Annotated in this window: 22 protein-coding genes; 16 read left to right on the forward strand and 6 right to left on the reverse strand. The window is 71.0% G+C overall.

Translation table 11 applies throughout. The annotated features are described in order from the left end of the window. Positions 1-236: 236 nt before the first annotated feature. The 10 genes from uppS (at position 237) to D7Y15_RS31200 (ending at position 10316) form a co-directional block, all read left to right on the forward strand. Positions 237-1034 (forward strand): polyprenyl diphosphate synthase, encoded by a 798-nt coding sequence (uppS, locus tag D7Y15_RS31155; protein WP_120578794.1) that lies wholly within the window; start codon positions 237-239, stop codon positions 1032-1034. Then, positions 1031-1858 (forward strand): phosphatidate cytidylyltransferase, encoded by an 828-nt coding sequence (locus D7Y15_RS31160; RefSeq protein WP_120578791.1) that lies wholly within the window; start codon positions 1031-1033, stop codon positions 1856-1858. The genes uppS and D7Y15_RS31160 overlap by 4 nt, the downstream gene beginning before the upstream one ends. Positions 1859-1942: 84 nt before the next feature. Continuing rightward, positions 1943-3574, forward strand: a complete 1632-nt coding sequence (gene rseP, locus D7Y15_RS31165) for an RIP metalloprotease RseP (protein WP_120578790.1) — start codon at positions 1943-1945, stop codon at positions 3572-3574. Between the two features lie 10 nt (positions 3575-3584). Continuing rightward, on the forward strand, positions 3585-4067 hold the full coding sequence (locus D7Y15_RS31170; protein WP_120578793.1) for a septal ring lytic transglycosylase RlpA family protein: 483 nt from the start codon (positions 3585-3587) through the stop codon (positions 4065-4067). 22 nt (positions 4068-4089) lie between these two features. Beyond that, positions 4090-4833 (forward strand): tRNA (adenosine(37)-N6)-threonylcarbamoyltransferase complex dimerization subunit type 1 TsaB, encoded by a 744-nt coding sequence (gene tsaB, locus D7Y15_RS31175; RefSeq protein ID WP_121754847.1) that lies wholly within the window; start codon positions 4090-4092, stop codon positions 4831-4833. A 67-nt stretch (positions 4834-4900) separates the two neighbouring features. After that, positions 4901-5932 (forward strand): aspartate-semialdehyde dehydrogenase, encoded by a 1032-nt coding sequence (locus D7Y15_RS31180; protein WP_121754848.1) that lies wholly within the window; start codon positions 4901-4903, stop codon positions 5930-5932. Positions 5933-6058: 126 nt separating this feature from the next. Beyond that, on the forward strand, positions 6059-7093 hold the full coding sequence (locus D7Y15_RS31185; RefSeq protein WP_121754849.1) for an MXAN_2561 family MXYO-CTERM-anchored protein: 1035 nt from the start codon (positions 6059-6061) through the stop codon (positions 7091-7093). Beyond that, positions 7090-7809: an MXAN_2562 family outer membrane beta-barrel protein gene (locus D7Y15_RS31190; protein WP_120578786.1), complete on the forward strand. Its 720-nt coding sequence runs from the start codon at positions 7090-7092 to the stop codon at positions 7807-7809. The genes D7Y15_RS31185 and D7Y15_RS31190 overlap by 4 nt, the downstream gene beginning before the upstream one ends. Positions 7810-7820: 11 nt before the next feature. After that, positions 7821-9629: a PKD domain-containing protein gene (locus D7Y15_RS31195; protein WP_121754850.1), complete on the forward strand. Its 1809-nt coding sequence runs from the start codon at positions 7821-7823 to the stop codon at positions 9627-9629. Between the two features lie 24 nt (positions 9630-9653). Next, positions 9654-10316, forward strand: coding sequence for a molybdenum cofactor biosynthesis protein MoaE (locus D7Y15_RS31200; protein WP_120578784.1), 663 nt, complete (start codon positions 9654-9656; stop codon positions 10314-10316). A gap of 9 nt (positions 10317-10325) precedes the next feature. Here D7Y15_RS31200 and D7Y15_RS31205 read toward each other — a convergent pair whose 3' ends face one another. The 4 genes from D7Y15_RS31205 to D7Y15_RS31220 all read right to left on the reverse strand — a co-directional run bounded on the left by D7Y15_RS31205 (position 10326) and on the right by D7Y15_RS31220 (position 16919). Continuing rightward, positions 10326-11006: a hypothetical protein gene (locus tag D7Y15_RS31205; RefSeq protein WP_121754856.1), complete on the reverse strand. Its 681-nt coding sequence runs from the start codon at positions 11004-11006 to the stop codon at positions 10326-10328. An 86-nt stretch (positions 11007-11092) separates the two neighbouring features. After that, positions 11093-14893, reverse strand: a complete 3801-nt coding sequence (locus D7Y15_RS31210; protein ID WP_121754851.1) for an ATP-binding protein — start codon at positions 14891-14893, stop codon at positions 11093-11095. Positions 14894-15056: 163 nt separating this feature from the next. Then, a complete protein-coding gene (locus D7Y15_RS31215) occupies positions 15057-16475 on the reverse strand; it encodes an RIP metalloprotease (protein ID WP_120578782.1) in 1419 nt (472 codons plus the stop codon). 21 nt (positions 16476-16496) lie between these two features. Continuing rightward, positions 16497-16919, reverse strand: coding sequence for an NUDIX hydrolase (locus tag D7Y15_RS31220; RefSeq protein ID WP_120529920.1), 423 nt, complete (start codon positions 16917-16919; stop codon positions 16497-16499). Positions 16920-16992: 73 nt separating this feature from the next. Here D7Y15_RS31220 and D7Y15_RS31225 point away from each other — a divergent pair, with 73 nt between their 5' ends. Together D7Y15_RS31225 and acs are read left to right on the forward strand one after the other, a co-directional pair. Then, complete coding sequence (locus D7Y15_RS31225; RefSeq protein ID WP_233605158.1) at positions 16993-17475, forward strand: hypothetical protein; 483 nt, start codon at positions 16993-16995, stop codon at positions 17473-17475. Between the two features lie 63 nt (positions 17476-17538). After that, positions 17539-19491 carry an acetate--CoA ligase gene (gene acs / locus D7Y15_RS31230; RefSeq protein WP_120578780.1) on the forward strand — a complete coding sequence of 651 codons (1953 nt, stop codon included), beginning with the start codon at positions 17539-17541 and terminating at the stop codon, positions 19489-19491. Between the two features lie 28 nt (positions 19492-19519). On the opposite strand, the gene D7Y15_RS44880 is transcribed toward acs, so the two are convergent. Continuing rightward, positions 19520-19675 carry a hypothetical protein gene (locus D7Y15_RS44880; protein WP_158624492.1) on the reverse strand — a complete coding sequence of 52 codons (156 nt, stop codon included), beginning with the start codon at positions 19673-19675 and terminating at the stop codon, positions 19520-19522. Between the two features lie 236 nt (positions 19676-19911). Here D7Y15_RS44880 and D7Y15_RS31235 point away from each other — a divergent pair, with 236 nt between their 5' ends. From D7Y15_RS31235 to dusA, 4 genes are all read left to right on the forward strand, one after another. Then, positions 19912-21627, forward strand: coding sequence for a dipeptidase (locus D7Y15_RS31235; protein WP_121754853.1), 1716 nt, complete (start codon positions 19912-19914; stop codon positions 21625-21627). 138 nt (positions 21628-21765) lie between these two features. Further along, positions 21766-22737 carry a squalene/phytoene synthase family protein gene (locus D7Y15_RS31240; protein WP_121754854.1) on the forward strand — a complete coding sequence of 324 codons (972 nt, stop codon included), beginning with the start codon at positions 21766-21768 and terminating at the stop codon, positions 22735-22737. 84 nt (positions 22738-22821) lie between these two features. After that, complete coding sequence (locus tag D7Y15_RS31245; protein ID WP_121754855.1) at positions 22822-23352, forward strand: hypothetical protein; 531 nt, start codon at positions 22822-22824, stop codon at positions 23350-23352. 79 nt (positions 23353-23431) lie between these two features. After that, positions 23432-24433, forward strand: coding sequence for a tRNA dihydrouridine(20/20a) synthase DusA (dusA, locus tag D7Y15_RS31250; RefSeq protein ID WP_120578776.1), 1002 nt, complete (start codon positions 23432-23434; stop codon positions 24431-24433). 1 nt (position 24434) lies between these two features. On the opposite strand, the gene D7Y15_RS31255 is transcribed toward dusA, so the two are convergent. Beyond that, positions 24435-25414 (reverse strand): hypothetical protein (locus D7Y15_RS31255; protein WP_199746001.1); only part of this gene is annotated, 980 nt, incomplete at its 5' end.

Here is a 25414-nt window from a genome sequence, read left to right on the forward strand (position 1 = left end):
CCCGCCGCCTGCCCGAAGGCCGGACCCGCCCCGAACACCCAGAACCCGAGCAGCCCGCCGAGCACCCGGAAGGAAGGACACCCATGAGGAGTTTTCATGGAAGACCACTTTAGCCGGGTTCATGTCCCCTCTCGAACCGTTCAACCCCAGCAGGCGACCATCCAACACCCCAGAGGGACCGGGCGGCCACGCGCCCGTGGACGCGACGCGGCGCCGCCGCTAGGGTGCGCGGCTTCATGGATCGCCCCCCCACAGTGTTGCCCACCGCCCTTGAGATCCAGGTCAAGGCCCGGCCACTCCCGCGCCATGTGGGCATCATCATGGACGGCAACGGCCGCTGGGCCGAGCTTCGCGGCCAGCCCCGGCTGGAGGGCCACCGCGAGGGCAGCGTGAGCGTCCGGGAAGTCACCCGCGCCGCCCGCCGTGTTGGCGTCCAGGCCCTCACCCTCTACGCCTTCTCCTCCCAGAACTGGGCCCGCCCGCCGGAAGAGGTCGCCGGCCTCATGGACCTCCTGCGCGAGTACCTGGAGTCCGAGCGCGCGGAAATCCTCGACAACGGCATCCGCCTCAACGCCATCGGCGAGGTGGACAAGCTGCCCCGCTACGTCCGCGAGCCGCTGGAGCGCCTCCGGGCGGACTCCGCCCACAACACGGGCATGGTGCTCACCCTGGCGCTCTCCTACGGCGGCCGCGAGGAACTCCTGCGCGCCGCGCGCGACCTGGCTCAGGCCGCTGCCCGTGGCGAGCTGGACCCCGCGCACCTGGACGCTGATGACCTGGAGTCACGGCTGTGGACCGCCGGACTGCCGCCGGTGGACCTCATCGTCCGCACCAGCGGCGAACAGCGCATCTCCAACTTCCTGCTCTGGCAACTGGCGTACGCCGAGCTGTGCTTCACCGACGCCCTGTGGCCTGACTTCCGCACCGAAGAGTTCCTGCGCTGCCTGTCGCAGTTCCAGGGCCGCGAAAGGCGCTTCGGTCTGACGTCCGCCCAGGTCAACCGGGACGACACCCCCCAGCGGGCCAAGGCGTGAACGAGAAGAACAAGAACCTCCTCATCCGCGTTGTCACAGGCGTCACCCTCCTGCCGCTGGTGCTCCTGCTCCTGTTCCTGGGCGGGTACTCCAGCGCCATCCTCCTGGGTGCCGCCGCGGCCGTGTGCGCCGGCGAGTACTACCTCATCACGCAGAAGCGCCTGGGCGCCGCCGCCTGGGTGGGCATGGCCTTCGCCTTCGTGATGCCGCTCTTGCCTCTGCGAGACGCCGCGCGCACGGGCGAGGCGGCCTTCTGGCTGACGTCCGTCTTCTTCTTCTTCGCGTGGATCTACAACCTGTTCCGGGGCGTGCTCGCGGAGGCCCCCACCCGGGCCGCGCACCTCGTCACGGGCTTCCTCTACGGCTCCATTGGCCTCACCGCGTTGTCCGCGCTGCGCCTGCTTCCAGAAGGGCACGCGTGGGTCATCTGCGCGCTCACCATCACCTGGGCCAACGACACGCTGGCGTACTTCGCCGGCCGCTTCCTCGGGAAGCACAAGCTCTACCCCGCGGTGAGCCCGAACAAGACGTGGGAGGGCTTCTTCGGCGGCATGGTCGGCTCCGTGCTGGGCATGTTCGTCGCCAAGCTCGGCTTCTTCCCCATCTTCACCGTGTGGGACTGTGTGGTGCTGGGCATCCTGGGTGGCCTGTTGGGCCCCGTGGGCGACCTGTGCGAGTCCATGCTCAAGCGCGCGTACGGCGTGAAGGACTCCGGAAAGCTCATTCCCGGACACGGCGGCGTGCTGGATCGCATCGACGCGCTCATCTTCAATGCGCCGCTGGTGTTCGTCTATGTGCAGTTCGTGAGGCACCTGCTGCCGTAAGTGCCTGATTTCGCGCCTGCCCGCCCGCCTTGCGGCGTGCGTTGTGCGTTGTCCGCCCCGGGGGGCGCGATTACTCTTCCGGCCATGCTCCTGAACCTCGGGTACTTCATCCTCCTGCTGGGCGTGCTCGTCACGGTGCATGAGCTTGGCCACTTCCTCGTGGCCAAGGCCTGCGGAGTGAAGGTCCTCAAGTTCTCCATCGGGTTCGGACCGAAGATCATCGGCTTCACCAAGGGGGAGACGGAGTACCAGGTGGCGCTGCTGCCCCTGGGCGGCTTCGTGAAGATGGCCGGAGACCTTCCGCACGAAGAGCTCCCGCCGGAAGAGGCCGCGCGCGGCTTCCTGGCGCAGCCGCCCTGGAAGCGCGGGCTGATTGTGCTCGCGGGCCCGGCCTTCAACCTGCTGTTCCCCATCCTGGTCTACTTCTTCGTCTTCCTGGGGCCCCAGGAGACGCTGTCCACGCGCGTGGGCATGGTGTCGCCGGACATGGCCGCCGCCGCCGCGGGCGTCCGCCCCGGAGACCGCATCCTGTCCGTGGAGGGCGAGCCGGTCCGCACCTTCGACGACATGCGCGACGCGTTCGTCGGCAAGTTCAACCGCCCCGTCCCCATCACCCTGGAGCGCGACGGGCAGCAGCAGGTGGTGGAGGTGACGCCGGAGAAGAGCTCGGAGGTGTCCCCGGTGGACACCATCGAGCGCGGGATGATTGGCGTGAGCCCCTACCCGCAGCCGCCGGTGGTGGGCGTGCCGCCGACGTCCCCCGCGGCCACCGCGGGCCTGAAGAGCTTTGACCGCGTGCTGTCCGTCAACGGCGTGCACGTGCAGGACGAGGCCGCCCTCTACCGGGAGGTGGCCAAGGTGCCGGAAGGCACCCCCATGGAGCTGAGCGTGGCGCGCCTGGCCCCCGTGGACGTGGGCGCCGTCACCGGCCGGCTGCCGGAAGTGGTGAAGGTGTCCCTGCCGCGTCAGCCCGGCGAGGGCGCGGCGGCGCTGGGCGCGGAGGCGGTGGACCTCTACGTGGCGAGCGTGGCCACCGGCAGCGTGGCGGAAGGCGCGGGCATCGTTCCGGGCGACCGCATCGTCGCCATCAACGGCACGCCGCTGAAGTCCTTCAACAAGCTGGCGACGGTGCTCAACGGTCTGCAGGCCCAGCCCTTCACGCTCACCTGGCGCGGTGCCCAGGGTGAGCGCACGGAGAAGCTTGCGCAGGCGCCGCTCAAGACCCGCGACGACTACGGCCAGACGAGCGCCCCGCTGGTGTTCGGCGTGCGCCCGTGGAGCTACAGCAGCGCGGACCTGCCGCCGGTGGAGAAGGTGACCATCGACCTGGGCCCGGCCGCCGCCTTCAAGGAGGCCGCGCTCATCGTCCCGAAGATTGTCGGGCAGATGGTGCAGGTGCTGGGCGGGCTGTTCGTGGGCAAGGTGTCGCCCAGCACGATTGGCGGCCCCATCATGATGTACCAGCTGGCCGCCAAGAGCGCCGAGCAGGGCCTGGACAGCTTCCTCAACCTGATGGCCATCATCTCCATCAACCTGGGCGTGATGAACCTGCTGCCCATCCCGGTGCTGGACGGCTTCCACCTGCTGTCCGCCGCGTGGGAGGGCATCCGCCGCCGCCCCATCCCCGTGCGCGTGCGCGAGGTGGCGAACATGGTGGGCCTGGCGCTGCTCATCCTGCTCATGCTGCTGGCCGTGACCAACGACGTGACCCGCTAGCGAGGTGATGATGCGAGGACGTACCGCGCTCCTGCTGCTGGGGATGGGATTCTTCGCTGGCTGCGCGTCGCGCGCGGCGAAGCCCCAGCCGCCGGAGACCTCTTCCGGTGAAGGGGGAACGAAGGTGACGCGCCGGGAGAAGATGCCCCGCAACTACCTGGGGGAGGGCGTCGCGTCCTTCTACGGTCCCGGCCTCCACGGCCGGCCCACCGCCAGCGGGGAGAAGTTCAACCAGAACGCCCTCACCGCCGCGCACCGCACGGAGCGCTTCGGGTCGTGCGTGAAGGTGATGAACATGGAGAACGGCCGCCAGGTGGAGGTGCGCGTCAACGACCGCGGCCCCTTCGTGGACGGCCGCATCATCGACGTGTCGAAGGCCGCGGCGAAGCAGCTGGGCATGCTGGACAAGGGCCTGGCGCGCGTGCGGCTGTACCGGTGCGGCAGCGACCGCGTGTCGCAGGTGCCGGTGGAGTTCTGGGCCGTTCCGGCCTGAGTGCCTTGAAACGAAAGAAGGGATGTCGCCTGTGTTGCTCGCGCTGGACACCTCCACGCTGACGCTGTCGCTTGCCCTGGTGGAACGCCAGGGGACGGACGTGCGCGCCGTGGAGCACGTGGTGGTGCTTCCGCCAGAGAAGCAGAGCGAGGCGCTGCCCGGCGTCGTCGGGGATCTGCTCCAGCGTCACGGCCTGAAGCTGAAGGACCTGGAGGGGCTGGCGGTGGGCCTGGGGCCGGGGTCCTTCACGGGCCTGCGCATCGGCCTGGCCACGGTGAAGGCGCTGGCGTACGCCACGGGCCTCAAGGTGGCCGGCGCGTCATCGCTGGCGGCGGTGGCGTTGGAGGGACCGGAGGGCGTGCCGCTGTTCTGCCTCGCCGTGGCGCGCAAGGACGACCTCTACCTGGGCGCCTTCCGCCGCGTGGGCTTCGCCGTGGAGGCGCTGGCGCCGGAGACGGCCATGTCGCCGGAGGAGGTGGCCCAGCGCATGGCCGCGGAACCGGAGGCCGTGGCCCTGGGCCCCGCGCTCGCGGACTACCGCCAGGCGCTGGAGAAGCACGGCGTCGCGCCACACCGGCTGTTGTCCGGCCCGGCCTTCCCGTCCGCGGTGGAGGTGGGGCGGCTGGCGAGGCTGCCGGAGGCGTACTCCCAGGAGGCGCTGTTCGCCCTGGAGCCGCACTACGTCCGCGCCTCCGAGCCGGAGCGCAACCCGAAGTTCCCGCCGCTGCCGGGCCCCGCGCCCACGGCGCGGCTGAAGGAAGACTGAAGCCTCCGCCTGAAGGGCGCTTCGTCGTGCTCGCGTGGGCGGAGGCGCTGACGTAAAGGAGCGCGTCATGAGAGAGAACCTTCGGATTGCCGTGGTGGGCGCCACGGGCGTGGTGGGCCGCGAGGTGCTGGCCAATCTGTACGCGCGCGACGTGCCGATGGAGCAGGTGCGGGCCTTCGGCTCGGAGCGCTCCAAGGGCCTGGAGGTGGAGTACGGCGAGGACACGCTGGAGGTGGAGCTCGCCTCGGCGGAGGCCTTCCGGGGCATCCACGTCGTGCTGCTGGCCACGCCCGCGGAGGCGTCCCGCAAGCTGGCCCCGGCCGCGCAGGCCGCGGGCGCGTGGGTGGTGGACGCAAGCAGCGCCTTCCGGAGCGACGGCAACGTGCCGCTCATCCTCCCGGGCTTCAACACGGAGGCCCTGGGGCCGGGCTTCAGCTTCAAGGGCCGGGTGGTGAGCCTGCCGGGCATCGTCACCAGCGCCACCGTGCACCTGGTGGAGCCGCTGCGCCGCGCGTTCGGCGTGGTGCGCGCGCAGGTGACGGCGCTGATGGGCGCCTCCAGCGCGGGCGTGCGCGGCATCTCCGAACTGGAGAAGCAGACCGCGGACCTGCTGTCCGGCCGCGAGCCGGAGCCGCAGGTCTTCCCGCACCGCGTGGGCTTCAACCTGGTGCCCCAGGTGGGCGGCTTCATGGTGAACAGCCCGTGGACGGAAGAGGAGGGCGGCTGGACGCTGGAGGCCGCGCGCCTGTTCTCCGCCCTGGGCGAGACGCCCGTCCTGGCCGGCACCGCCGTGCAGGTGCCCACCTTCCACGGCCACGGCCTCACCGTGAACGTGCAGCTGAAGAAGCCGGGCCCCGTGGAGCAGGTGCGCGCCGCGCTGAAGACGTCTCCCTCCCTCAAGGTGCTGGACGCCCCCGGCGAGCGCATCTACCCCATGCCCATGCTGGTGATGAGCGACCCGGCCGTCCACGTGGGCCGGGTGCGCGCCTTCCCCCAGGCCCCGGAGTGGGTGACGCTCTTCGCGTCCGTGGACAACGCCGGCCGGGCCGCCGCCCACCTGGTGGACGCGGGCCTCAAGCTGGCGGAACGCCCCTCCTGACATTTTGGCAAAGCCCCCGGGGGCACCTTGCCTGTTTGGCGCGCGAACCCGGGGTTTTCCTTGGGAAACAGGCCGTCTGGACGGGGCTTGAGGGTGGCCCCGCCCTTGCTAGCTTCCAGCCCATCCATGCGCCTTCCCTTCATTGGCCTCCTGCTCTTCGCGTCCACGGCCGTGGCCCAGACGGGGCCCACGGTGGTGTTCACGAGTTCGTCCACCGCCACGAACAACACCGTCACGGTGCCCAAGAGTGAATGTGGCCAGGAGCGCCGCTTCAGTTGGCAGCGCAGCGGGAGTGCCTGTGAGGACTCGATCTATCTCTACGTGACCACGGGGACCTGCGGCACGCGGCCCGCGTCCACGGACCTGGTCCTGGCTTCGCTCGACACGGCCAACACGGCGACGAACGGCGTCGTGACCTTCACCGTGGGGGAGGCGCTCGCCGCGCGCGGCGGCAACTCGGACGCGGGCACCGTGACGACGTGCGACACCCAGGACACGGAGATCTCCTTCAAGCTGTGCGCGTCCGCGCGGCGGCTGGGCGGCAGCCTGGGGCTGGATTGCCAGGAGACCTTCTCCAACGTGGGCAGCCCCCCCTTCGTGGTGAAGTACGACCCGCAGCCGCCCGCCACGCCCAGCATCGCCAAGGTCATCGCCCGGGACTCGGCGCTGTCGGTGCAGGTGGATGGCGCGGAGGCGAACTCCACCGTCGTGGTGGAGGCGGCGAGGGTGGCCACGGCGGGCTCGGATGACGCCGGGACGGATGCGGATGCCGGCACGGACACCGATGCCGGGACGGACGTGGACGCGGGCACGGAGGACGGCGGGCAGGGGTTGGTGGGCGCGCTGGCGCTCGAGGGCACCACGGGGCCGGTGACGCGCGTCACCAAGGCGTCCGGCGAGGGCAACGTCGTCGTCAACGGCCTCACGAATGGCGTGACGTACCGGCTCCAGGCGACCATCATCGACGCCGCGGGCAACGTGAGCACGGGGTCCACCCAGGTGGATGCGACGCCCGTGAAGAGCAATGGTTTGTTCGATGCCTATGTGGAAGATGGCGGTCAGGAGCGCGGCGGGTGTGCCGCGACCGGCGGCGGCATCGCGGGTGGCGCGGTGCTGGCCGCCCTGGGCATCTGGCTGTCGTCTCGGAGGAAGGTGTCATGAGCAGCACGGCTGTGGGCCTGGGAGTCGCGGCGCTTCTCTTGGCGGTACCGGCGGTGGCGCAGGAGGTGACCATCCCCACGCGCTCTCCGCGCACGGGCGCGGTCATCTTCCGCGCGGGCGGCTACAAGCCGCGCATCGACACCGAGAAGGCCCTGAACGGCAACACGCCGTACAAGGACACCTTCGGTGACACGTCGCTGCTGCTCGTCGAGGGGGAGCTCCAGCGCTTCTTCTACCAGGGCATCGGCACGGCGGGCCTGGGCCTGGGCCTGGGCTACGGGGAGAAGTACGCGGACGCCAAGCTGGATGACGGCTCGGCGGCGGCGGACAAGGCGGCGCTGAAGGTGCTGCCCATCCAGCTCAACGCCTTCTACAAGTTCGACTACGCGGCCTTCCGCTGGGGCATCCCGCTGGTGCCGTACGCCAAGCTGGGGCTCATCTACTCCCCCTGGTGGATGACCAAGGGCAGCGCCACGGAAGAGGTGGAGGGCAGCAAGGGCAGCGGCGGCAAGTGGGGCTGGGGAGGCACCGCCGGCGTGTCGTTCCTCCTGGACGTGCTGGAGCCGCGCTTCGCGCGCGACTTCGACTCGGACCTGGGCGTGAACCACTCGTACCTCTTCGCCGAGTACACGCATGCGGATGTGAACAACTTCGGCGGCGAGGGCCTGAACCTGGGCAGCCGGCGCTGGATGTTCGGTCTGGCGTTGGACTACTAACCGAAAGGCCCATGGCCTCCCGACCGCGCGCGCACCCGTCCCCGCTTCCGTTCCTCCTTCTCCTGGCCGCCGTGGGCCTGGGAGCCTCCGGCTGCCGGGGGCTGAGGGCGGACCTGGGACCTGAGCGCACGCTGGAGGCGGGAGTGCCGGAGGCCTTCGGCTCCACCTCCCCGAAGGCGCCCTCCATTACCTGGGACTTCGGGGACGGCACGCCGCCCCAGACGGTGCCGGGCGTCCGCCACGCGTGGGCCACCGCCGGCCGCTACACCGTGCGGGCGCTGGACGGAGACAAGGAGCTGGCCCGGGTGGTGCTCACCGTGGTGCCGCGCCCGGTGCTCCGCGCGGTGCCCGAGGACGCGCAGACCGTGCTGTGGGTGCCCCGTCTGCGCGGCAACGTGGAGGGGTTGGTGAACTTCTACGGGCGGCTGGTGGGCGAGGGCAACATGCGCCAGACGCTGGCGGACACGCCGCTCGTGCCGCTGCTGCTGCGCAGCCTGGGGCCCGGTCCCTCGGAGGTGGACCCCGAGGAGGGTTTCGGCTTCTTCCTCCTTCCGGACTTCGACGGAGTGGTGGCGCTCCTGGGCGTGACGGATTCGCGGGCGGCGCTCGCGGCCGTGGTGCGCGAGCTGCGGAGCGCCGGCCACCGGGTGCTGCCCCGCGAGGACGGCAGCGCGCGCGTGGAGCCGGTGGACGGCGGCAACGCCATGTTGCTCTTCGCGGACCGGGGCTACGTGTACCTCGCGGTGCCGGATTCGCCGGACGCGCCGGAGCCCGGGGAGACGGTGAAGGCGCTGGCGGTGGCGGAGTCTCCGGACGTGGAGCTCGTGCGCCGCAAGGTGGAGGCGCTGTCCGGGCCGGGCATCTCCGAGAACGCGCTCCTGGCGGAGCTGCGCGGCAAGGTGCGCGACGGCAGCGTGTTCCTCTTCTCCGCGCCGCCGGTGCCGGAGGCGGAGAAGGAGGACATGCCGGTGCGCGGCTTCTTCGGCGCGCTCGCGGTGCAGGCGGACCAGGCGGAGCTGGACGGCTTCCTGGCCTCGTCCCGGCCGCTGTTGGGCGGCGCGCGGGGGCCTGCGTCGCAGCTGCTAGGGCGCGCGGCGGTGGGGCCGGTGGCGGCGGCGCAGCTGTCGGTGCCTCCGGAGGAGCTGGCGCGGCTGGTGTTCGGCTCGCCGGAGTCGCCCCGGCGGCAGCGGACGCTGGAGCGCTGGCGCAAGCAGGGGCTGGACGCGGAGCCGCTTCTCAAGGCGCTGCGCGGCGACGTGACGATGCTCGTCTACTTCGACGCGGCGGCCTTCTTCCGGAGCTTCATCCAGGACCAGCGCCCCGCGCCCAAGGGCACGGTGGTGATGGAGGCGGGCCTCGCGTCCGTGCCGCCGGTGCTCCAGCTCATCCAGAAGCAGCTGCAGGACAACGGGCTCGTCTTCCAGAAGGAGGCGCAGGGCGGCACCACGCGCTTCCGCACGCGGCTCATGGAGCAGCCGGTGTCGCTCACGCTCACCCCGGAGCGCGCCACGCTGGAGGCGGGCGAGGTGCTCAACGGCCGCGAGCTGGGGGACGTGGGCAAGACGCTGCGCACGCGCTTCGGCGCGGAGGCGTTCGGGCCGGGCCACCTGTCGCTGATGGTGGACATGGGGCAGCTGCGGGCGGACCTCGCCGGGGTGCGCTCGGTGCCGGGCGTCGCGACGGCGAAGCTCCTGATGAGCCAGCTCTTCGTGACGGCGCTCCTGGAGAAGTTCACCCCCTTCGAGTACGGGTTCCTCGACTTCTCCCCGGTGGACGGCGGCGGGCGGCTCCAGGGCCGCGTCGTGCTGCGCGAGCGCTAGGGACACGCAAGCAGGAGGCAGGCCATGTCCGTCACGGTGCTGTACTTCGCCGCGGCCCGCGAGCGCGCGGGCCTGTCCCGCGAGTCGTTGGACGTGCCGCCCGGGGCGCGCGTCTCGGACGTGCTCGCGCTGCTCGCCTCGAAGCATCCGCCGCTGGCGCCGCTCCTGCCGCACCTGCGCGTGGCGGTGCAGCAGCAGTTCGTGGGGCTGGACTCACCGGTGGCGCCGGACGCGGAGCTGGCGTTGATTCCGCCCGTGGCCGGTGGGGCGCCGCGCCTCTTCTCCGTGGTGGGCCGGCCGCTCCAGCTCGCGGAGGTCGTGGACGCGGTGGCCTCGCAAGGGGCGGGCGGGCTGGTGACGTTCTCCGGCGCCGTGCGCGACCAGACGAAGGGCCGGCGCGTGCTCCGGCTGGAGTACGAGGCCTACGCGCCCATGGCGGAGGCGAAGCTCACGGAGATTGGCGACGAGGTGGCGCGGACGTGGCCGGGCACGCGGCTGGCCATCATGCACCGCGTGGGCACCCTGGTGCCGGGCGAGCTGGCCGTCGTCATCGCCGCGGCGTCCGCGCACCGCAAGGAGGCCTTCCTGGGCTGTGAGTACGCCATCGAGCGGCTCAAGCAGGACGTGCCCATCTGGAAGAAGGAGTACTTCGAGGACGGCGAGGTCTGGGTGGGCCTGGGGCCCTGAGCCCGCGTCCTAGCGCACGCCGAAGCTCGCCGGGACGGTGACGCGCACGCCGCCGTCCTGCTGTTGCGTGGCGCGCTCGGCTTCCGTCATGGGCTTCATCGGCTTGTCCAACCCCATGGCCTTGCGCCGCGCCTCTTCCTTGTCGTGGGCCACCTGCAGCGCCCGCGCGTTGTTCGCGGCCATGCGCGCCGGATCCGGCCCCATGACGAGGAAGGCGACGGGCGCGCTCAGGAAGAGGATGGCCACCGTGATGAGCCAGGCCACGTCCCGCACGCGGAAGCGCCCCGCGCGCTCCTTCACCACCGACGGCTGCAGCAGCAGGTTCAGCTCGCCCTCCACGAGGCGCAGCGTCATGCCCTCGCGCAGCTCCACCGCGGTGCGGCCCGGGGCGCCCGTCAGCTCGTCGGGGCCCACCGGTTGGAAGTCGTGGCCCTTGAGGCTCTTCTCCACGCGGGCGGACGGCGGCACGTGGATGCGCCAGCCCTTCGGAGTGCGTTCGGCGAGGAGGAAGGGCTCCTCCGGCAGCGTGAAGCCGTAGAGGGGCAGGGGGGCTTTTTCGTCGGGCGCGGCGTGGACCTGGCCCAGCTCGGGGCCATAGCTCCAGGCCTCCGCCAGGGAGGTGCCCCAGTACAGCTCGCAGAAGAGTCCGCCGTCCGCCACGGAGGCGGAGGGCGCGGAAGGCGTGGGCATGTCGGGCCGGAGCATAAGGCCTTGGCCGCCGCCCGGCCTTTGCTTCGTGAGGCTGGACGTCCCCTGGACGACGGGCGGCCTGCTGCTCAGGCGCCCGTCAGGTCCTTGAGCAGCGCCTCCAGCGTCTCGAAGTGCAGCGGCTTCACCAGGTGCGCGTCGAAGCCCGCGGCCTTGGAGCGCTGGCGGTCGGACTCCTGGCCGTACCCCGTCACCGCCACCAGCTTGAGGGGACGAGGCTCCTCCTGCTGGCGCAGCAGGCGGGCCAGTTCGTAGCCGTCCATCACCGGCAGGCCGATGTCCAGGAGCGCGATTTCAGGGCGGAACTCCTTCGCCGCCTCCAGGCCGCTGGGGCCGTCGTAGGACACGCGCGTCGTGCAGCCGAGGAACTCCAGGGACTCGGAGAGCACGTCCGCCGCGTCCCGGTTGTCGTCCACGATGAGCACGCGCGCGCTCACGGAGGTGGGCTCCTGGGGGACGAGCGCGCCGGGCTGCGGCGTGGGCAGCGCGGCGGGGGCTTCCGCCTCCAGCGCGGGCAGGCGCACGGTGAAGGTGCTGCCGCGGCCCCGGCCCGCGCTGTGCGCGCTGATGGCGCCTTCGTGCAGCGTCACCAGGCTGCGCGCGATGGCGAGCCCCAGTCCCAATCCGCCCTGCGAGCGGTCCAGGGCCTGATGCTCCTGCACGAAGAGGTCGAACACGCGTGGCAGCATCTCCGGCGCGATGCCCACGCCGGTGTCGCGCACGCTGAGGACGAGCTCGCGGCCCTCGCGCGTGCCCGTCACGGCCAGGAAGCCGCCCGGCTCCGTGTACTTGGCGGCGTTGGTGAGCAGGTTGGCGAACACCTGCGCCAGGCGCGTGGGGTCGCCGTTCAGGTCCATGCCGCGGTCAGGCAGGTCCACCTCCAGCGTGTGCTGGCGCTGGTCGATGAGGGGGCTGATCTGCTCGATGGCCTTCGCCACCACGTCGGTGAGCGTGACGCGCTCGCGCTTGAGGGTGACCTTGCCCCGGGTGACGCGGCTGACGTCCAGCAGGTCGTCCACCATGCGCACCAGGTGCGTCACCTGCCGCTCGATGAGCGTGCGCTCACGCACCGCCGCCGTTTCACCCCTCAGGCGCATCAGCTGGAGCGCGGTGAGGATGGGGGCCAGGGGATTGCGCAGCTCGTGGCCGAGCATCGCGAGGAACTCGTCCTTGGCGCGGTTGGCGGCCTCCGCCTCGCGGCGCGCGGTGGCCAGCTCCGTCACGTCGAAGGCGACCACGATGATGGACTCCACCTGGCCCTTCGCGTCGCTCATGGGCTGGTAGACGAAGTCGAAGAACACCTCGCGCGCGGACTGGTTGGGGCCGTCGTTGAAGACGACGCGCAGGGAGCGGCCGATGTACGGCTCGCCCGTGGTCAAGACGCCGTCCAGCAGCTCGTAGATGCCCTGGCGCGCCAGGTCCGGAAGGGCGTCGCGGATGGCCTTGCCCGTCACGTCCCGGTTGGCGACGAGCCTGAGGTAGTTCTGGTTGGCGAACTCGAAGACGTGCTCCGGGCCGCGCAGGATGGCGATGCCCACGGGCGCGTGCTGGAAGATGCGCGCCAGCCGCTCGCCGTGCGCGGCCTCCAGCTTGCGCAGCCGGGAGCGCGTGAGCTGCGCGGTGACGCGCGCGAGCAGGTCGCGGGTGGAGAAGGGCTTCACCAGGTAGTCATCCGCGCCGGCGTTGAGGCCCTCTTCCTGGGCCTCCTCGCCCGCGCGGGCGGACAGCAGGATGACGGGCACCGTGCGGGTGCGCTCGTCCGCGCGCAGGGCCTGGAGCAGCCCGAAGCCGTCCAGCCGGGGCATCATCACGTCGGACAGGATGAGGTCCGGGGGCCGGGCGAGCGCGGCCTGGAGCGCGGACTCTCCGTCCGCCACCGCCTCCACCGTCCAGTGCGCGCCGAGCAGCCGGCCCACGTATTCGCGCATGTCCGCGTTGTCGTCCGCGAGCAGCACGCGCCCGCGCTCCTCCATCCCCAGCGACGCCGGGTCGAGGGTTGGGGGCGTCCCGTGGTCATTGGCCGGCGAGGATGGCACGTCCGTCAGCCAGCCGAGCGCGTCGCGCACGTAGGGGTCCGCGCCCGCGGGCAGCGAGCGTTGGCTCTTCGCGGACGTCACGTGCTCCGGCGGCAGGTGGGCGAAGCCCGTGGGGATGCACACGGTGAAGGTCGTGCCGCGCTCCAGCTCGCTCTGGACGGTGAGGGTGCCGCCGTGCAGCCGCACCAGCTCATGCACCAGCGCCAGGCCGATGCCGGAGCCTTCGTGGGAGCGCGCGCGGGCGCCGTGCACGCGGTGGAAGCGCTCGAAGAGGCGGGGCAGCTCGTGCGCGGGGATGCCGGTGCCGGTGTCGGTGACGCGCAGCTCGATGTGCCCGTCCTTCAGCGCCTGCGCCACGGTGATGGTGCCGGTGAAGGTGAACTTCAGCGCGTTGGAGACGAGGTTGAGGACGATCTTCTCCCACATCTCGTGGTCCACCCAGGCCGGCTCCGGCAGGGTCGGACAGTGCACGTCGAGCACCAGGCCCGCGCGCTCGATGGCGGAGCGGAAGGCGCTGGCGAGCCCGGCGGTGAGGGCGGCCAGGTCGGTGGGCTCGTAGGCGGCGCGCACGCGCCCGGCCTCGATGCGCGCGAAGTCCAGCAGCGTGTTGACCAGCTTGCGCAGGCGCACGGCGTTGCGGTGCACCGTCTCCAGTGGGTCGCCCTGGAGCGTTCGCTCGGGACTGGCGAGCGCGTCCTCGGTGGGACCCAGGAGCAGCGTGAGCGGCGTGCGCAACTCGTGGCTGATGTTGCTGAAGAAGGCCGTCTTCGCGCGGTCCAGCGCGGCGAGTTCCTCCGCGCGCTGACGCTCTTCCTGGTAGGCGCGCGCGTTGGCGACCGAGGCCGCGACCTGCTCGGCGGTGGCCTGGAAGAAGGCGTGATAGCTCGCGTCGAGCAGCCGCCGGGGACTGACGCCGCCCACGAGGAAGCCGGACGGCCGGGACTGGCCGGGCTGCGTCAGGGCGCGCACCACGGCGAGCGATGGCGGCGTGTTCCAGCGGCCGCCGGGCAGGGCGTGGAGGCGCTGCCCCAGGTCCTTCACGATGACGGAGTCACCGGTGCGGGCGGCCTCGGCGAAGGGCCAGTCGGTGCCGGACTCGGAGGAGAGGGACTGCTGCGTGGGCAGCGCGGCCAGGACGGTGTCGGGCAACCGGCTGCTGCCCGCGAGGCGCGCGGTGTCGCCGTTCGCGTCCAGCAGGTAGAGCAGGGAGAACGGCAGGTCCAGGTCGTTGCCCGCGAGCACGTCCAGGCTGGTGAGGCAGGCCTGCTCCGGGGACTTCGCGTCGGCGGAGCGGGCCGCCAGGTCGCGCAGCATGCGCAGCTGCCGGTCGAACTGCACCTCCTGCGTCGTCTCCCGCACGGTGACGAGCACGCCGCCCACGCCGCCCTGCTCGTCGGGGATGGGGCTGTACGAGAACGTGTGGAACGTCTCCTCGACGAATCCCCGGCTGTTGAGGAACAGCGCCAGGTTCTCGCTCCAGGTCGCGGGGCCGCCGTTGAGCACGCCCCGGGCCATGGGGCCGACGACGTCCCAGATCTCCGACCAGATGGTCTCGCCCGGCGCGCCCAGGGAGCCGGGGTGCTTGCGGCCCAGCACCGGACGGTACGCGTCGTTGTAGACCTGGATCATCTCCGGGCCCCACCACATGAGCATGGGGAACCGGTTGTGGAGGACGACGCCCACCATCGTCTTCAGGCTGACGGGCCAGTCGCGTGACGGACCCAACGGCGTGCGCGACCAGTCCATCGAGCGCACCAGTTCACCCATCTCGCCGCCGCCCGCGAAGTGGCGCTCCTCGGAAGGGGGGATGACGGGGGGCGGGGGCTGGATCATGCGGATCTCTGATGGGCGGCGCGAGGTGGCAGAAGCCTTGGGCTTCTATTGGCGCACACGCGGTCGTGCAATCACCGAGGTGGATTGCGACCGTGCGGCACCTGCCATCCAACAATGGCTCCGCTTCCTGGAAGGAGGGCAGTGGAGCAGGCGGACGGACGCCTCAGGGAGGCAACGGCGTCACGACGCGCGCCGGTTGCGCGGACGTCCCCGCGTCCAGAGGCGCGACGGCGGACGCGGACGTCCCTGCATCCAGAGGAGTAACGGTGGACACGGACGTCCCTGCATCCAGAGGCGCAACGGCGGACACGGATGTCCCTGCATCCGGCTGCGCGGTGGCGGACACGACCGTGCCTGCGTCCTGCACCTTGGGGACGACAACGGTCGCGGACGTCCCGGCATCTGGAACCGCGGGCGCCACGGCCACGGGTTTCGGCGCCACCGGCGCGGGGCTCGCCACCGCGAGGACGCCCGCATCCAGGACGACAGTCGCGGGCGTGGCGACGGGCGCGACAGCGGGGGCCTTCACGCCAGGGGGAGGAGCCTCTGACGACGGCAGCGCGCGGCGGATCTCCGCGCCCGCCGTGGCCACGATGCCAATGGACAGGAAGAGGAACCCGGCCGTCTGCGCCACCGTCTCCACGCGAGGCGGGATGCGCCGGCCACTCACCGCTTCGATGGCGAGCAGCAGCACCCGGCCGCCATCCAGTCCCGGCACCGGCACCAGTGTCAGCATCGCCAGCGCCACGGACGCCGCCACCAGCGCGCGCACCAGCGCATCCGTCCCGGACGCGGTGGACGACGCGACGTCGGACGACTCCTGGCGCATCATCGCGCCCGGCCCGGCCTTGCCCGCGACCTCCGGCCCGCGCACCATCGCCACCAGCGTGGACAGCGCCTCGGACGCCACGCGCCCGGTGTGCACCAGCGACTGGGTGAACGCCTCTCCAGGCGCGTGCGTGCGGAACACGTACTGCTGGCTCACGCCGATGCGCCCCGCGCCGCGCTCGTCCGCCCGGGGCCGCACCGTCACCGTGCGCGGCTCGCCGTGCCGGTCCACCGAAAGCTCCAGCTGCCCGCCCACCCCGTCCGCCACCCGCGCGACGAAGTCGGACCAGCTCGCCAGCGGCTTGCCGGCCACGGCCACCAGCTTGTCTCCGGGCAACAGCTGCGCCCGCGCCGCCTCCGAACCCGGCAGCACCGTGCCCACCGTCAGCGGCACCACCACGTGCGTCCCGGACGAATACAGCGCGAACAAGAGCCCCAGCGCGACCGCGTAGTTCGCCAGCGGCCCCGCCAGGATGATGGCCATCCGCTTGAGCGGCCCCAGCGTGCCGAACCCGGATGTGTCCTCCTCCGCGGAGCGGTGCGGGTTCATCCCTTGAAGATTGGCGGACGCGCCCAGCGGCACCGCGCCCAGCACGAACTGCGTCCCGCCCAGCCGGAACGACAGCAGCGGCGGCCCGAAGCCCACGGTGAAGCGCGGCACCCGCACGCCCAACAGGCGCGCGGCCACCAGGTGCCCCAGCTCATGGACGATGAGCAGCGCTCCGAGCGCCAGGAGGACGAACAGGTAGTGCATCCGTGGAGGCCCGTCCTACGCCTACAGCTTGCGGCGCTTCCCGGTGCGCTTGTACGTCAGGTAGTCGGACAGGATGGTGCCGTGGTCGAAGCACAGGTCCTTGGGCAGCGCGTCCACGGTGAACGTCTTCGCCTCCGCCGCGTCGTCCGCGCCCACCGGCTCGCCCGTCGCCTTCGCGATGAACACCGTCGAAATCGTGTGCAGGCGCGGGTCGCGCTTCGGATCCGAATAGCTGAAGAACTGCTCCTCCAGCGTCACGTCCAGGCCCGTCTCCTCCTTGGCCTCGCGGATGGCCGCTTTGTCCAGGGGCTCACCCTCGTCCACGAAGCCGCCCGGCAGCGCCCAGCCCACCGGCGGGTTCGCGCGGCGGATGAGCACGATGCGCTCTCCGGACAATTCGATGATGCAGTCCACGGTGGGTTTGGGGTTGCGGTATTCAGGCATGGCGTCGCACTCTACCCAAAGCCCCCTGGCGAGCGCCCGTTCCGGATGCCTCCCGTGGGCGATGGTGCGTGCCGTGTCTACCCTGCGACGCCTCAGCCTCACCGCCCTCCTGGCCTCCACCCTGGCGGGCTGCCTGCCCTACAGCCAGAACGAGGGTGTGTACGAGCTCATCCCCACGGAGACGCTGCGCGACGACTGCGGCCTCCTGGAGCAGTTCCAGGGCAACCTCCAGTTGAATCTTCAAATCGCCGGACGCGTGGTGCGCGCGGACTTCGGCGTGCAGAACATGCAGCTGCTCGGCTACGTCCTGGAGGACGGCGAGGCGTTCACCGCCGACGGCAGCGTGGCCAACGTCAGCACCACCGTCGACGGGACGAATGAGTGCCTGCTCGACCAGGTCCGCGTGCACCTGGACGCGACCACCGTGTGCGCCACGAAGTTCAGCGGGCAGATGCGGCTGGCCTACGACGCCAACAACAACACGGACTGCACCTGCGAGCTGTGGATCCGCTTCGACGGCGTTCAGGGGAACACCCGCTGCGAAGGGAACCCTTGAGATAGCGAGGAGGGCTTCCTACAACATGGGGGCTGTTCCCACGCTCCAGCTGGAGGAACGCCCATGGCAGACCCGCAGGAAATCGTCTCGGTCCTGACCGAGTCCCGCGTCTTCCCCCCGCCCGAGGACTTCTCCCGGCGGGCCCACATCCGCGACATGCAGGACTATCAGCGGCTGTGGGACGAAGCCGCGAAGGATCCGGACAAGTACTGGGGCGACCGCGCCCGCGAGGAGCTCTACTGGAAGGAACCCTTCCAGACGGTGCTGGACTGGAAGCCGCCCCACGCGCGCTGGTTCGTCGAGGGGAAGACCAACCTCGCCTACAACTGTCTGGACCGGCACCTGCCGAAGCTCAAGGACAAGCCCGCCATCCTCTTCGAGGGGGAGCCGGGCGACCGCCGCACCCTCACCTACGGAGAGCTGTCCCAGCAGGTGAACCGGCTGGCCAACGGGCTCAAGTCGCTGGGCGTGAAGAAGGGCGACCGCGTGGGCATCTACCTGCCCATGGTGCCGGAGGCCGCCGTCGCGATGCTGGCGTGCGCGCGGCTGGGCGCGGTGCACTCGGTGGTGTTCGGCGGCTTCTCCGCGGAAGCGCTCCAGGACCGCATGAAGGACGCGGGCGCCAAGGTGCTGCTCACCGCGGACGGCGGCTGGCGCAAGGGCGCGGTGGTGCCGCTGATGAAGAACGTGGAGGCCGCGCTCCCGAACGCCCCCAGCATCGAGAAGGTCATCGTCCTCACCCGCACCGGTGACGGCAAGCTGCCCGAAGGTCCGAAGTTCCTGGCCTGGGACGCGCTGGTGAAGGGCCAGTCCGACGTCTGCGAGCCGGAGTGGGTGGAGAGTGAACACCCGCTGTTCATCCTCTACACGTCCGGCTCCACCGGGAAGCCCAAGGGCGTGCTGCACACCACGGCCGGCTACGCGATGAACGCGTCGCTCACCACGCGCTGGGTGTTCGACCTGCGCGATGACGACGTCTACTGGTGCACCGCGGACGTGGGCTGGGTGACGGGCCACACGTACGTCGTCTACGGCCCGCTGATGAACGGCGTCACCACCATCATCTACGAGGGGGCGCCCACGCAGCCGGGCCCGGACCGCTTCTGGGACATCATCGAGCGCTACAAGGCCACCATCCTCTACACCGCGCCCACCGCCATCCGCGCCTTCATGCGCCTGGGCGACGAACCGGTGAAGAAGCACAACCTGACCTCGCTGCGCCTCTTGGGCAGCGTGGGCGAGCCCATCAACCCCGAGGCGTGGATGTGGTACCGCGACGTCATCGGCGGGGGGCGCTGCCCGGTCGTGGACACGTGGTGGCAGACGGAGACGGGCAGCATCATGGTTTCACCGCTGCCCGGCGCCACGCCCACCAAGCCCGGCTCCGCCACGTTCCCGCTGCCCGGCATCCACGCGGAGATTCTCGACCGCGACGGCAAGCGCGTGCCCAAGGGGCAGGGTGGGCTGCTCTTCGTGACGAAGCCCTGGCCGTCCATGCTGCGCACCGTGTACGGGGACCCGGAGCGGTACGTGAACACGTACTTCAGCGAGCTGCCCGGCATGTACTTCACCGGCGACGGCGCGCGCACGGACGCGGACGGCTACGTGTGGCTGATGGGGCGCGTGGACGACGTGGTGAACGTGGCGGGCCACCGCCTGGGCACCGCGGAGGTGGAGAGCGCGCTCGTGGCGCACCCGAAGGTGTCCGAGGCCGCCGTGGTGGGCCGCCCGGATGACCTGAAGGGCACGGCGCTCGTCGCCTTCGTGACGCTCAAGCAGGGCAACGCGCCTTCGGAAGCGCTCAAGAAGGAGCTGGCCGTGCACGTGGGCAAGGAGATTGGCGCCATCGCGCGGCCGGATGTCATCCGCTTCGCGGAAGGGCTGCCCAAGACGCGCTCCGGGAAGATCATGCGCCGGCTGCTGCGCGACGTGGCCGCGGGCAAGCAGTCCTCGCAGGACACCACCACGCTGGAGGACCTCAACGTGCTGGCGGCGCTGCGCCAGAACGACGAGTAGCCGCCAGGTACCGCAAGCCGGCCGTCCCCTAGGCGTCCTTCGGGCCCTTCTGGGGGCGGCCGTGCTTGTCCTTCACCTGCTCGCGGTCCGCCTTGCTCCACCAGATGCGGGAGCTCCACAGGGCGGGGCCGAGCACGACCGTGAGGACGAAGAACACCACCAGGCCCACCACGATCTCCGTCACGGTTTCCTCCAAAGGGAGCCCTGGGGTTCGGAACGCCCCGGGCAGGAAAAGGCAACCCTAGCGTCCCCTCACGGCGGGTGCCATCCAACGTGGGGGCCGGGAAGTAGCGCGGGGCTCAACGGCCATCGGCTTCTCGCATGGCGTCATGCGGCAGGGCTGCCGGGGCCCGGGCGCTCGGGTGCCGGGCAACCTGTCTGGGCGGGCAGCGGGCGGCGGTCCTGCTAGATTGCGCCGCCATGAACCGATTCCCTTCGACCCTCTTCACCGCGCTGCCGCTGACGGCGGTGCTCGTCGCCCCCGTTGTCGCGGACGCCTGCACCAGCATGCTGGTGACGAAGGGCGCCACGACGGACGGCTCCACGTTCATCACCTACGCGGCGGACGCGCACGAGCTGTACGGCGAGCTGTACTACACGCCCGCCCGCCGCCACGCGGCCGGCTCCATGCGCGACGTCATGGAGTGGGACACCGGCAAGTTCCTGGGCCGCATCAAGCAGCCGGCCGCCACCTATTCGGTGGTGGGCAACATGAACGAGCACCAGCTGTCCATCAGCGAGTCCACCTTCACGGGCCGCAAGGAGCTGGAGGGGCCCTCGGGCATCATCGACTACGGCTCGCTCATCTACATCGCGCTGGAGCGCTCGAAGACGGCGCGTGAGGCCATCCAGGTGATGACGGACCTGGTCGCCGAGTACGGCTACGCGTCCACCGGTGAGACGTTCTCCATCGCCGACCCCAAGGAGGCGTGGCTCCTGGAGATGATTGGCAAGGGCGAGGGGCAGAAGGGCGCGGTGTGGGTGGCCCGCAAGCTGCCGGACGGCTACATCTCCGCGCACGCCAACCAGTCGCGCATCCGCCAGTTCCCGCTCAACGACAGCGCCACCACGCTGTACTCGCCGGACGTCATCTCCTTCGCGCGCGCGAAGGGCTGGTACACGGGCGCGGACAAGGACTTCAGCTTCGCGGACACGTACCACCCGCTGGACTTCGGCGGGCAGCGCTTCAGCGAGGCGCGCGTGTGGAGCATCTTCCGCCGCGCGGCCCCGTCCCAGAAGCTGGGCGTGGAGTTCGCGGACGGCGCGGACACCACGAAGCGGCTGCCCCTGTGGGTGAAGCCGGACAAGAAGGTGTCCGTGCAGGACGCCATGGCGCTCATGCGCGACCACTTCGAGGGCACGCCGCTGGACATGTCCAAGGACGTGGGCGCGGGGCCCTATGCGGTGCCCTACCGCTGGCGCCCCATGACGTGGGACGTGGACGGCAAGAGCTACGTGCACGAGCGCGCCATCTCCACGCAGCAGACGGGCTTCTCCTTCGTCGCGCAGATGCGCTCCACGCTGCCGGACGCCATTGGCGGAGTGCTCTGGTTCGGCGTGGATGACACCTTCACCACCGTCTACACGCCCATGTACGCGGGCATCCGGCAGGTGCCGAAGAACTTCTCCCAGGGCGTGGCCAGCCGCGGCGAGTTCTCCTGGGACTCGTCCTTCTGGGTCTTCAACTGGGTGTCGAACCAGGCCTACGGGCGCTGGAGCGACATGATTGTCGACGTGCAGAAGGCGCAGGGGGACCTGGAGGGCCAGTTCCTGGCGGACCAGGCCAACATCGAGAGCATCGCGCAGGTGCTCTACAAGCGGACGCCGGAGCAGGCCCGCCAGTACCTCACCGAGTACTCCCTGCAGCAGGGCGACAAGGTGCACGCGCGCTGGCGCAAGCTGGGTGAGCAGCTGCTCGTGAAGTACATCGACGGCAACGTGCGCGACAACACGGGCAAGGTGGGCCACCCACGCTACCCGGACGCGTGGTACCGCCGCATCGCGGCTGACAACGGCAAGATCCTGGAGTCGCACGAGAAGCCGGAGCCGAAGCCCGCCGCCCCCGCCGCGCCGGCCCAGCCCGCTGCTCCCGCGCAGCCCGCGGCCCCGAAGCCCACGGTCGCTCCGGCGCCCTGAAGCACCGGTAAAACCCGGGCGCGCGGTGTCCGTCCTGGCCCCGCGCGCCGGGCTCGCACGTTCTCGCGTGTGTCGGTGGATGGCTTGTGGCAGTGAGGGCGCGGGCGGCAGGCACGCCCGTGCCCGGAGGACGGTTCCTTGAGTGACGCCCCCACCGCGACGGCCCTTCCGTTCCGGGATGACGAACTGACGGACTTCCTCGTGCGGACCAGCCGCACGTTCGCGCTCGCCATCCCGCTGCTCGACGAGCCGCTGCGCCGCGAGGTGGGCCTGGGCTACCTGCTGTTGCGCGTCGCCGACACGCTGGAGGACGCCGCTCCCTGGACGCGCGACGAGCGGCGGGAGGCGCTGGCCGCCTTCGAAGCCCTGCTCCAGGAGAAGCCGGGCACGGACGCCGGGGCGTTGTCGCGCGAATGGCTGTCGCGCCGCCCCAGCGAGAACGCGGGCTACCTGGACCTGCTCGCGCGCACGCCCACGCTGCTGGCGAGCCTGGACGCCCTGCGCCCGGAGGCCGGCGCCATCCTGCGCCACTTCGTGCTGAAGACGGTGCAGGGCATGGGGCAGGTGCTGGCCGGTGCGTCCGAGGACGGACTGTTGAAGCTCGGGTCGCTCCAGTCCCTGCGTGACTATTGCTACATCGTGGCGGGACTGGTGGGGGAGCTGCTCACGGAGCTGTTCGTCCTGGATTCTCGCCTCGCGCTGTACGCGCCGAACCTGCGCTCGCTGGCCCCGCTGTTCGGAGAGGGGCTCCAGCTGGTCAACATCCTCAAGGACGCGCGCCAGGACCGGAAGGAGGGCCGCGTGTGGCTTCCGGACGGCGTGCAGCTCCAGGACGTGGAGCAGCTCGCGGGCCAGGACCTGATCGCCGCGGCGCGCTACGTGCGCTCGCTGTTCCTGGCGGGAGCGCCCCGGGACATGCTCGCCTTCACCACGCTGCCGCTGCTCCTGGCCCAGGCCACCCTGGAGCTGCTGGTGCGCGACGGCGCGGGCGCCAAGGTGTCGCGCGCGGTGGTGACCGCCCAGATGATGACCCTCCACGCCGCGCTCGAACGGGGCACGCTCCCCGAAGCCGTGGAGGCGCTCGCCGGGCCCATGCCGGGCGGCCCCTGAAAAGCGTTGACCGGGAAGCAACTCCAGGGCGTCCGCGCCGGATAATTCCGGTGCAGGTGTTCCCCCTCTGGAGTCGTGTCCCCCATGAACTGCGCCCGCTCCACACCGGCGGTCATCGTCTACTTCCCCGCGCGTTCGGAGAGCTCGCCTCCGCGGGTGCAGCGCCGGGCGGTCCAGGTGGAGCGGCGGGGTGGGGGGCTGCCGTTCGCCGCCACGCGTCAACGCGGCCTGTGGACCTTCCAGACGTCGGCGGGGCCGGAGCGGTGGCTGCCCGGGCGGGTGCGCGGCAAGGACCGGATGCAGGCGTTCCTGGTGGACGTGCTGGGCTTCGGCGCGGTCATCCAGACGTATGACGTGTCGGCGGACACGCGCAGCGACTCGCTCCCCGGGCACCCGGACTTCGCGAAGAACTTCGACCTGTTCCTGCACCACTACGCGGGCGCGCTGCTCAAGCAGGCGACTCCGGAGGTGGCCTTCGCCCGCGCGCTGGGTCAGGTGGTGATGCTCAACGGCCAGCAGTGGGCCGGGCTGGGCTTCACCCTGACGGACGCCGGCCAGCGGTTGGTGGACGCGTGGCTCGCGGAGCAGGGCGTGGTGCTCGGCACTACCGCCTGAGCCCGGTCGTCCGCCTGCTTCCAGAGGGAGCCTCGGGAGACCCTGGGCGGACGGCGGGAGTCCGGATATGGGTAGGGCGATGACTGCCCTGGCCTACCCCATGCCGCTGTGTGTCGCGCCGATGATGGACTGGACGGACCGGCACTGCCGGTACTTCTTCCGGCTCATCTCCCGTCACACGCTGCTCTACACGGAGATGGTGACCACGGGCGCGGTGCTGCATGGCAAGCGCGACCGCCTGCTGGGCTTCACGCCCGCCGAGCACCCGGTGGCCCTTCAGCTGGGCGGCTCGGAGCCCGCGGACCTGGCCGCCTCCGCGCGCATTGGCGAGGAGTGGGGCTACGACGAGATCAACCTCAACGTGGGCTGCCCCAGCGACCGCGTGCAGTCCGGCCGCTTCGGCGCGTGCCTGATGGCGGAGCCGGACCTCGTCGCGCGCGGTGTCGCCGCCATGCGCGAAGCGGTGCGCATCCCCGTGACGGTGAAGTCGCGCATCGCCATCGACGACCTGGAGGAGTGGTCCACGCTGGAGGACTTCGTGAAGCGCGTCTCCGCCGCGGGCTGCACGCGCTTCATCGTGCACGCGCGCAAGGCGTGGCTGCAGGGCCTGTCTCCCAAGGAGAACCGGGACGTGCCGCCCCTGCGCTACGACCTGGTGCACCGGCTCAAGGCCGAGTACCCGCACCTGGACATCAGCCTCAACGGCGGCATCAAGACGCTGGACGCGGCGGCGGAGCACCTGGGCCGCGTGGACGGCGTGATGATGGGCCGCGCGCCCTACGAATCCCCGTACCTGCTGGCGGACGCGGACCGGCGCTTCTTCGGGAGCACGCAGGCGCCCCTCACGCGGCACGAGGTGGTGGACGCGATGCTGCCGTACATCGAAACGCAGATGAGCCAGGGGGCGCCGCTGGGCGCCATCACCCGGCACATGCTGGGCCTCTTTCAGGGCCTGCCCGGCGCGCGAGCCTGGCGCCGGCACCTGAGCGAGAACGCCCACAAGGACGGCGCGAGCCCGGAGGTGGTGCGCACCGCCGCCGCGAAGGTGCCGCGCGACGCCGACCTCCAGGCCGTGGCCTGATTCAGCGCTTGGGCACGGTGGTGCAGCACCCGGAGCGCGCGCAGCGCACCCAGCCCTGGTTCTGGCAGAGCTGATCATTCGTGCACGCGGGGCCCTGGCCCGGCTGTCCGCAGGTGGAGGACGGGCCGCCTCCGCCCCCGCCGCTGTCGAAGGGCACCGCGGCCTGGATCTTCACCATGGGGCAGCGGGGCTGTGGGCCATTGCCCACGCAGTTGTTGGAGGCGCCGCTGGTGACGTTCGTCGGGCACGTCATGGGCGCCGAGGGGCGCAGTTGAGCATCCACGGAGAAGCAGACGCCGACCTCCATGAGGTTGCACTTCGGGTCGCAAGAGAAGGCGACGCTGTCGCGCTGTCCGAACGCGGCGCGCAGGTTCTCCAGCGCCACGCTCCCGCCGACGTTGTCCGTGAGCGCGGCCGGAGTTCCCTGGTCGCCCGGCAATGACAGCAGCGCGTCGATGGTGCTCTGGAAGTAGGTCCGGGCGTCCATCCCCGTGCAGCTGCCGTGCTTGGGCCACTCGTGGTTCGCGAGGAAGTAGTTGTCCGTGATGAAGCCCGGCCCGTAGGTGCCCATGGCGTGTGGAATCGTGGCGGGGTCGGGGAAGCACTTCGAAGGGGCATTGCTGCCCTGGCATTCGCAGAGCCCGCCGCAGAATGCCGGATAGGTGCAGTTGAGCTCTCGCGCCTCCTCGTCGTTGAACTGGGGCCACAGTCCGTGGATCGTGAGGTGCGTCGCGCCGAAGGTGCCTTCCAGGTGCTCGCACTCCTCCTTGTCCGGATGGGTCCGGCAGAAGGTGGGGGCCCACGTCAGCGCGAGCAGGTACGTGCCGAAGCGCGGCGTGGCGCACGCGCCCCCGTCCTGCGCGCTGGCATCACCCTTGAAACAATTGCAGGCGGTGGCCTGGGGCCGGCCGAACTCGAACTCGATGGCTTCCGGCTTCGCCAGGTGGAGCGGCCGGGCGGTGGCCGTGGGCGGCGTGGGTG

Origin of the sequence: Corallococcus sp. AB030 (assembly GCF_003668965.1) — a bacterium.
GTDB classification, from domain to species: domain Bacteria; phylum Myxococcota; class Myxococcia; order Myxococcales; family Myxococcaceae; genus Corallococcus; species Corallococcus exiguus.

Bases quoted from the DNA above. Each gene is read 5' to 3' on its own strand.
- D7Y15_RS31190 (WP_120578786.1), top strand. From the start codon at position 7,090: ATGAGCAGCACGGCTGTGGGCCTGGGAGTCGCGGCGCTTCTCTTGGCG.
- rseP (WP_120578790.1), top strand. From the start codon at position 1,943: ATGCTCCTGAACCTCGGGTACTTCATCCTCCTGCTGGGCGTGCTCGTC.
- uppS (WP_120578794.1), top strand. From the start codon at position 237: ATGGATCGCCCCCCCACAGTGTTGCCCACCGCCCTTGAGATCCAGGTC.
- acs (WP_120578780.1), top strand. From the start codon at position 17,539: ATGGCAGACCCGCAGGAAATCGTCTCGGTCCTGACCGAGTCCCGCGTC.
- D7Y15_RS31210 (WP_121754851.1), bottom strand. From the start codon at position 14,893: ATGATCCAGCCCCCGCCCCCCGTCATCCCCCCTTCCGAGGAGCGCCAC.
- D7Y15_RS31220 (WP_120529920.1), bottom strand. From the start codon at position 16,919: ATGCCTGAATACCGCAACCCCAAACCCACCGTGGACTGCATCATCGAA.
- dusA (WP_120578776.1), top strand. From the start codon at position 23,432: ATGACTGCCCTGGCCTACCCCATGCCGCTGTGTGTCGCGCCGATGATG.
- D7Y15_RS31235 (WP_121754853.1), top strand. From the start codon at position 19,912: ATGAACCGATTCCCTTCGACCCTCTTCACCGCGCTGCCGCTGACGGCG.
- D7Y15_RS31180 (WP_121754848.1), top strand. From the start codon at position 4,901: ATGAGAGAGAACCTTCGGATTGCCGTGGTGGGCGCCACGGGCGTGGTG.
- D7Y15_RS31200 (WP_120578784.1), top strand. From the start codon at position 9,654: ATGTCCGTCACGGTGCTGTACTTCGCCGCGGCCCGCGAGCGCGCGGGC.
- D7Y15_RS31170 (WP_120578793.1), top strand. From the start codon at position 3,585: ATGCGAGGACGTACCGCGCTCCTGCTGCTGGGGATGGGATTCTTCGCT.
- D7Y15_RS31185 (WP_121754849.1), top strand. From the start codon at position 6,059: ATGCGCCTTCCCTTCATTGGCCTCCTGCTCTTCGCGTCCACGGCCGTG.
- D7Y15_RS31215 (WP_120578782.1), bottom strand. From the start codon at position 16,475: ATGCACTACCTGTTCGTCCTCCTGGCGCTCGGAGCGCTGCTCATCGTC.
- D7Y15_RS31245 (WP_121754855.1), top strand. From the start codon at position 22,822: ATGAACTGCGCCCGCTCCACACCGGCGGTCATCGTCTACTTCCCCGCG.
- tsaB (WP_121754847.1), top strand. From the start codon at position 4,090: ATGTCGCCTGTGTTGCTCGCGCTGGACACCTCCACGCTGACGCTGTCG.
- D7Y15_RS31195 (WP_121754850.1), top strand. From the start codon at position 7,821: ATGGCCTCCCGACCGCGCGCGCACCCGTCCCCGCTTCCGTTCCTCCTT.
- D7Y15_RS31205 (WP_121754856.1), bottom strand. From the start codon at position 11,006: ATGCCCACGCCTTCCGCGCCCTCCGCCTCCGTGGCGGACGGCGGACTC.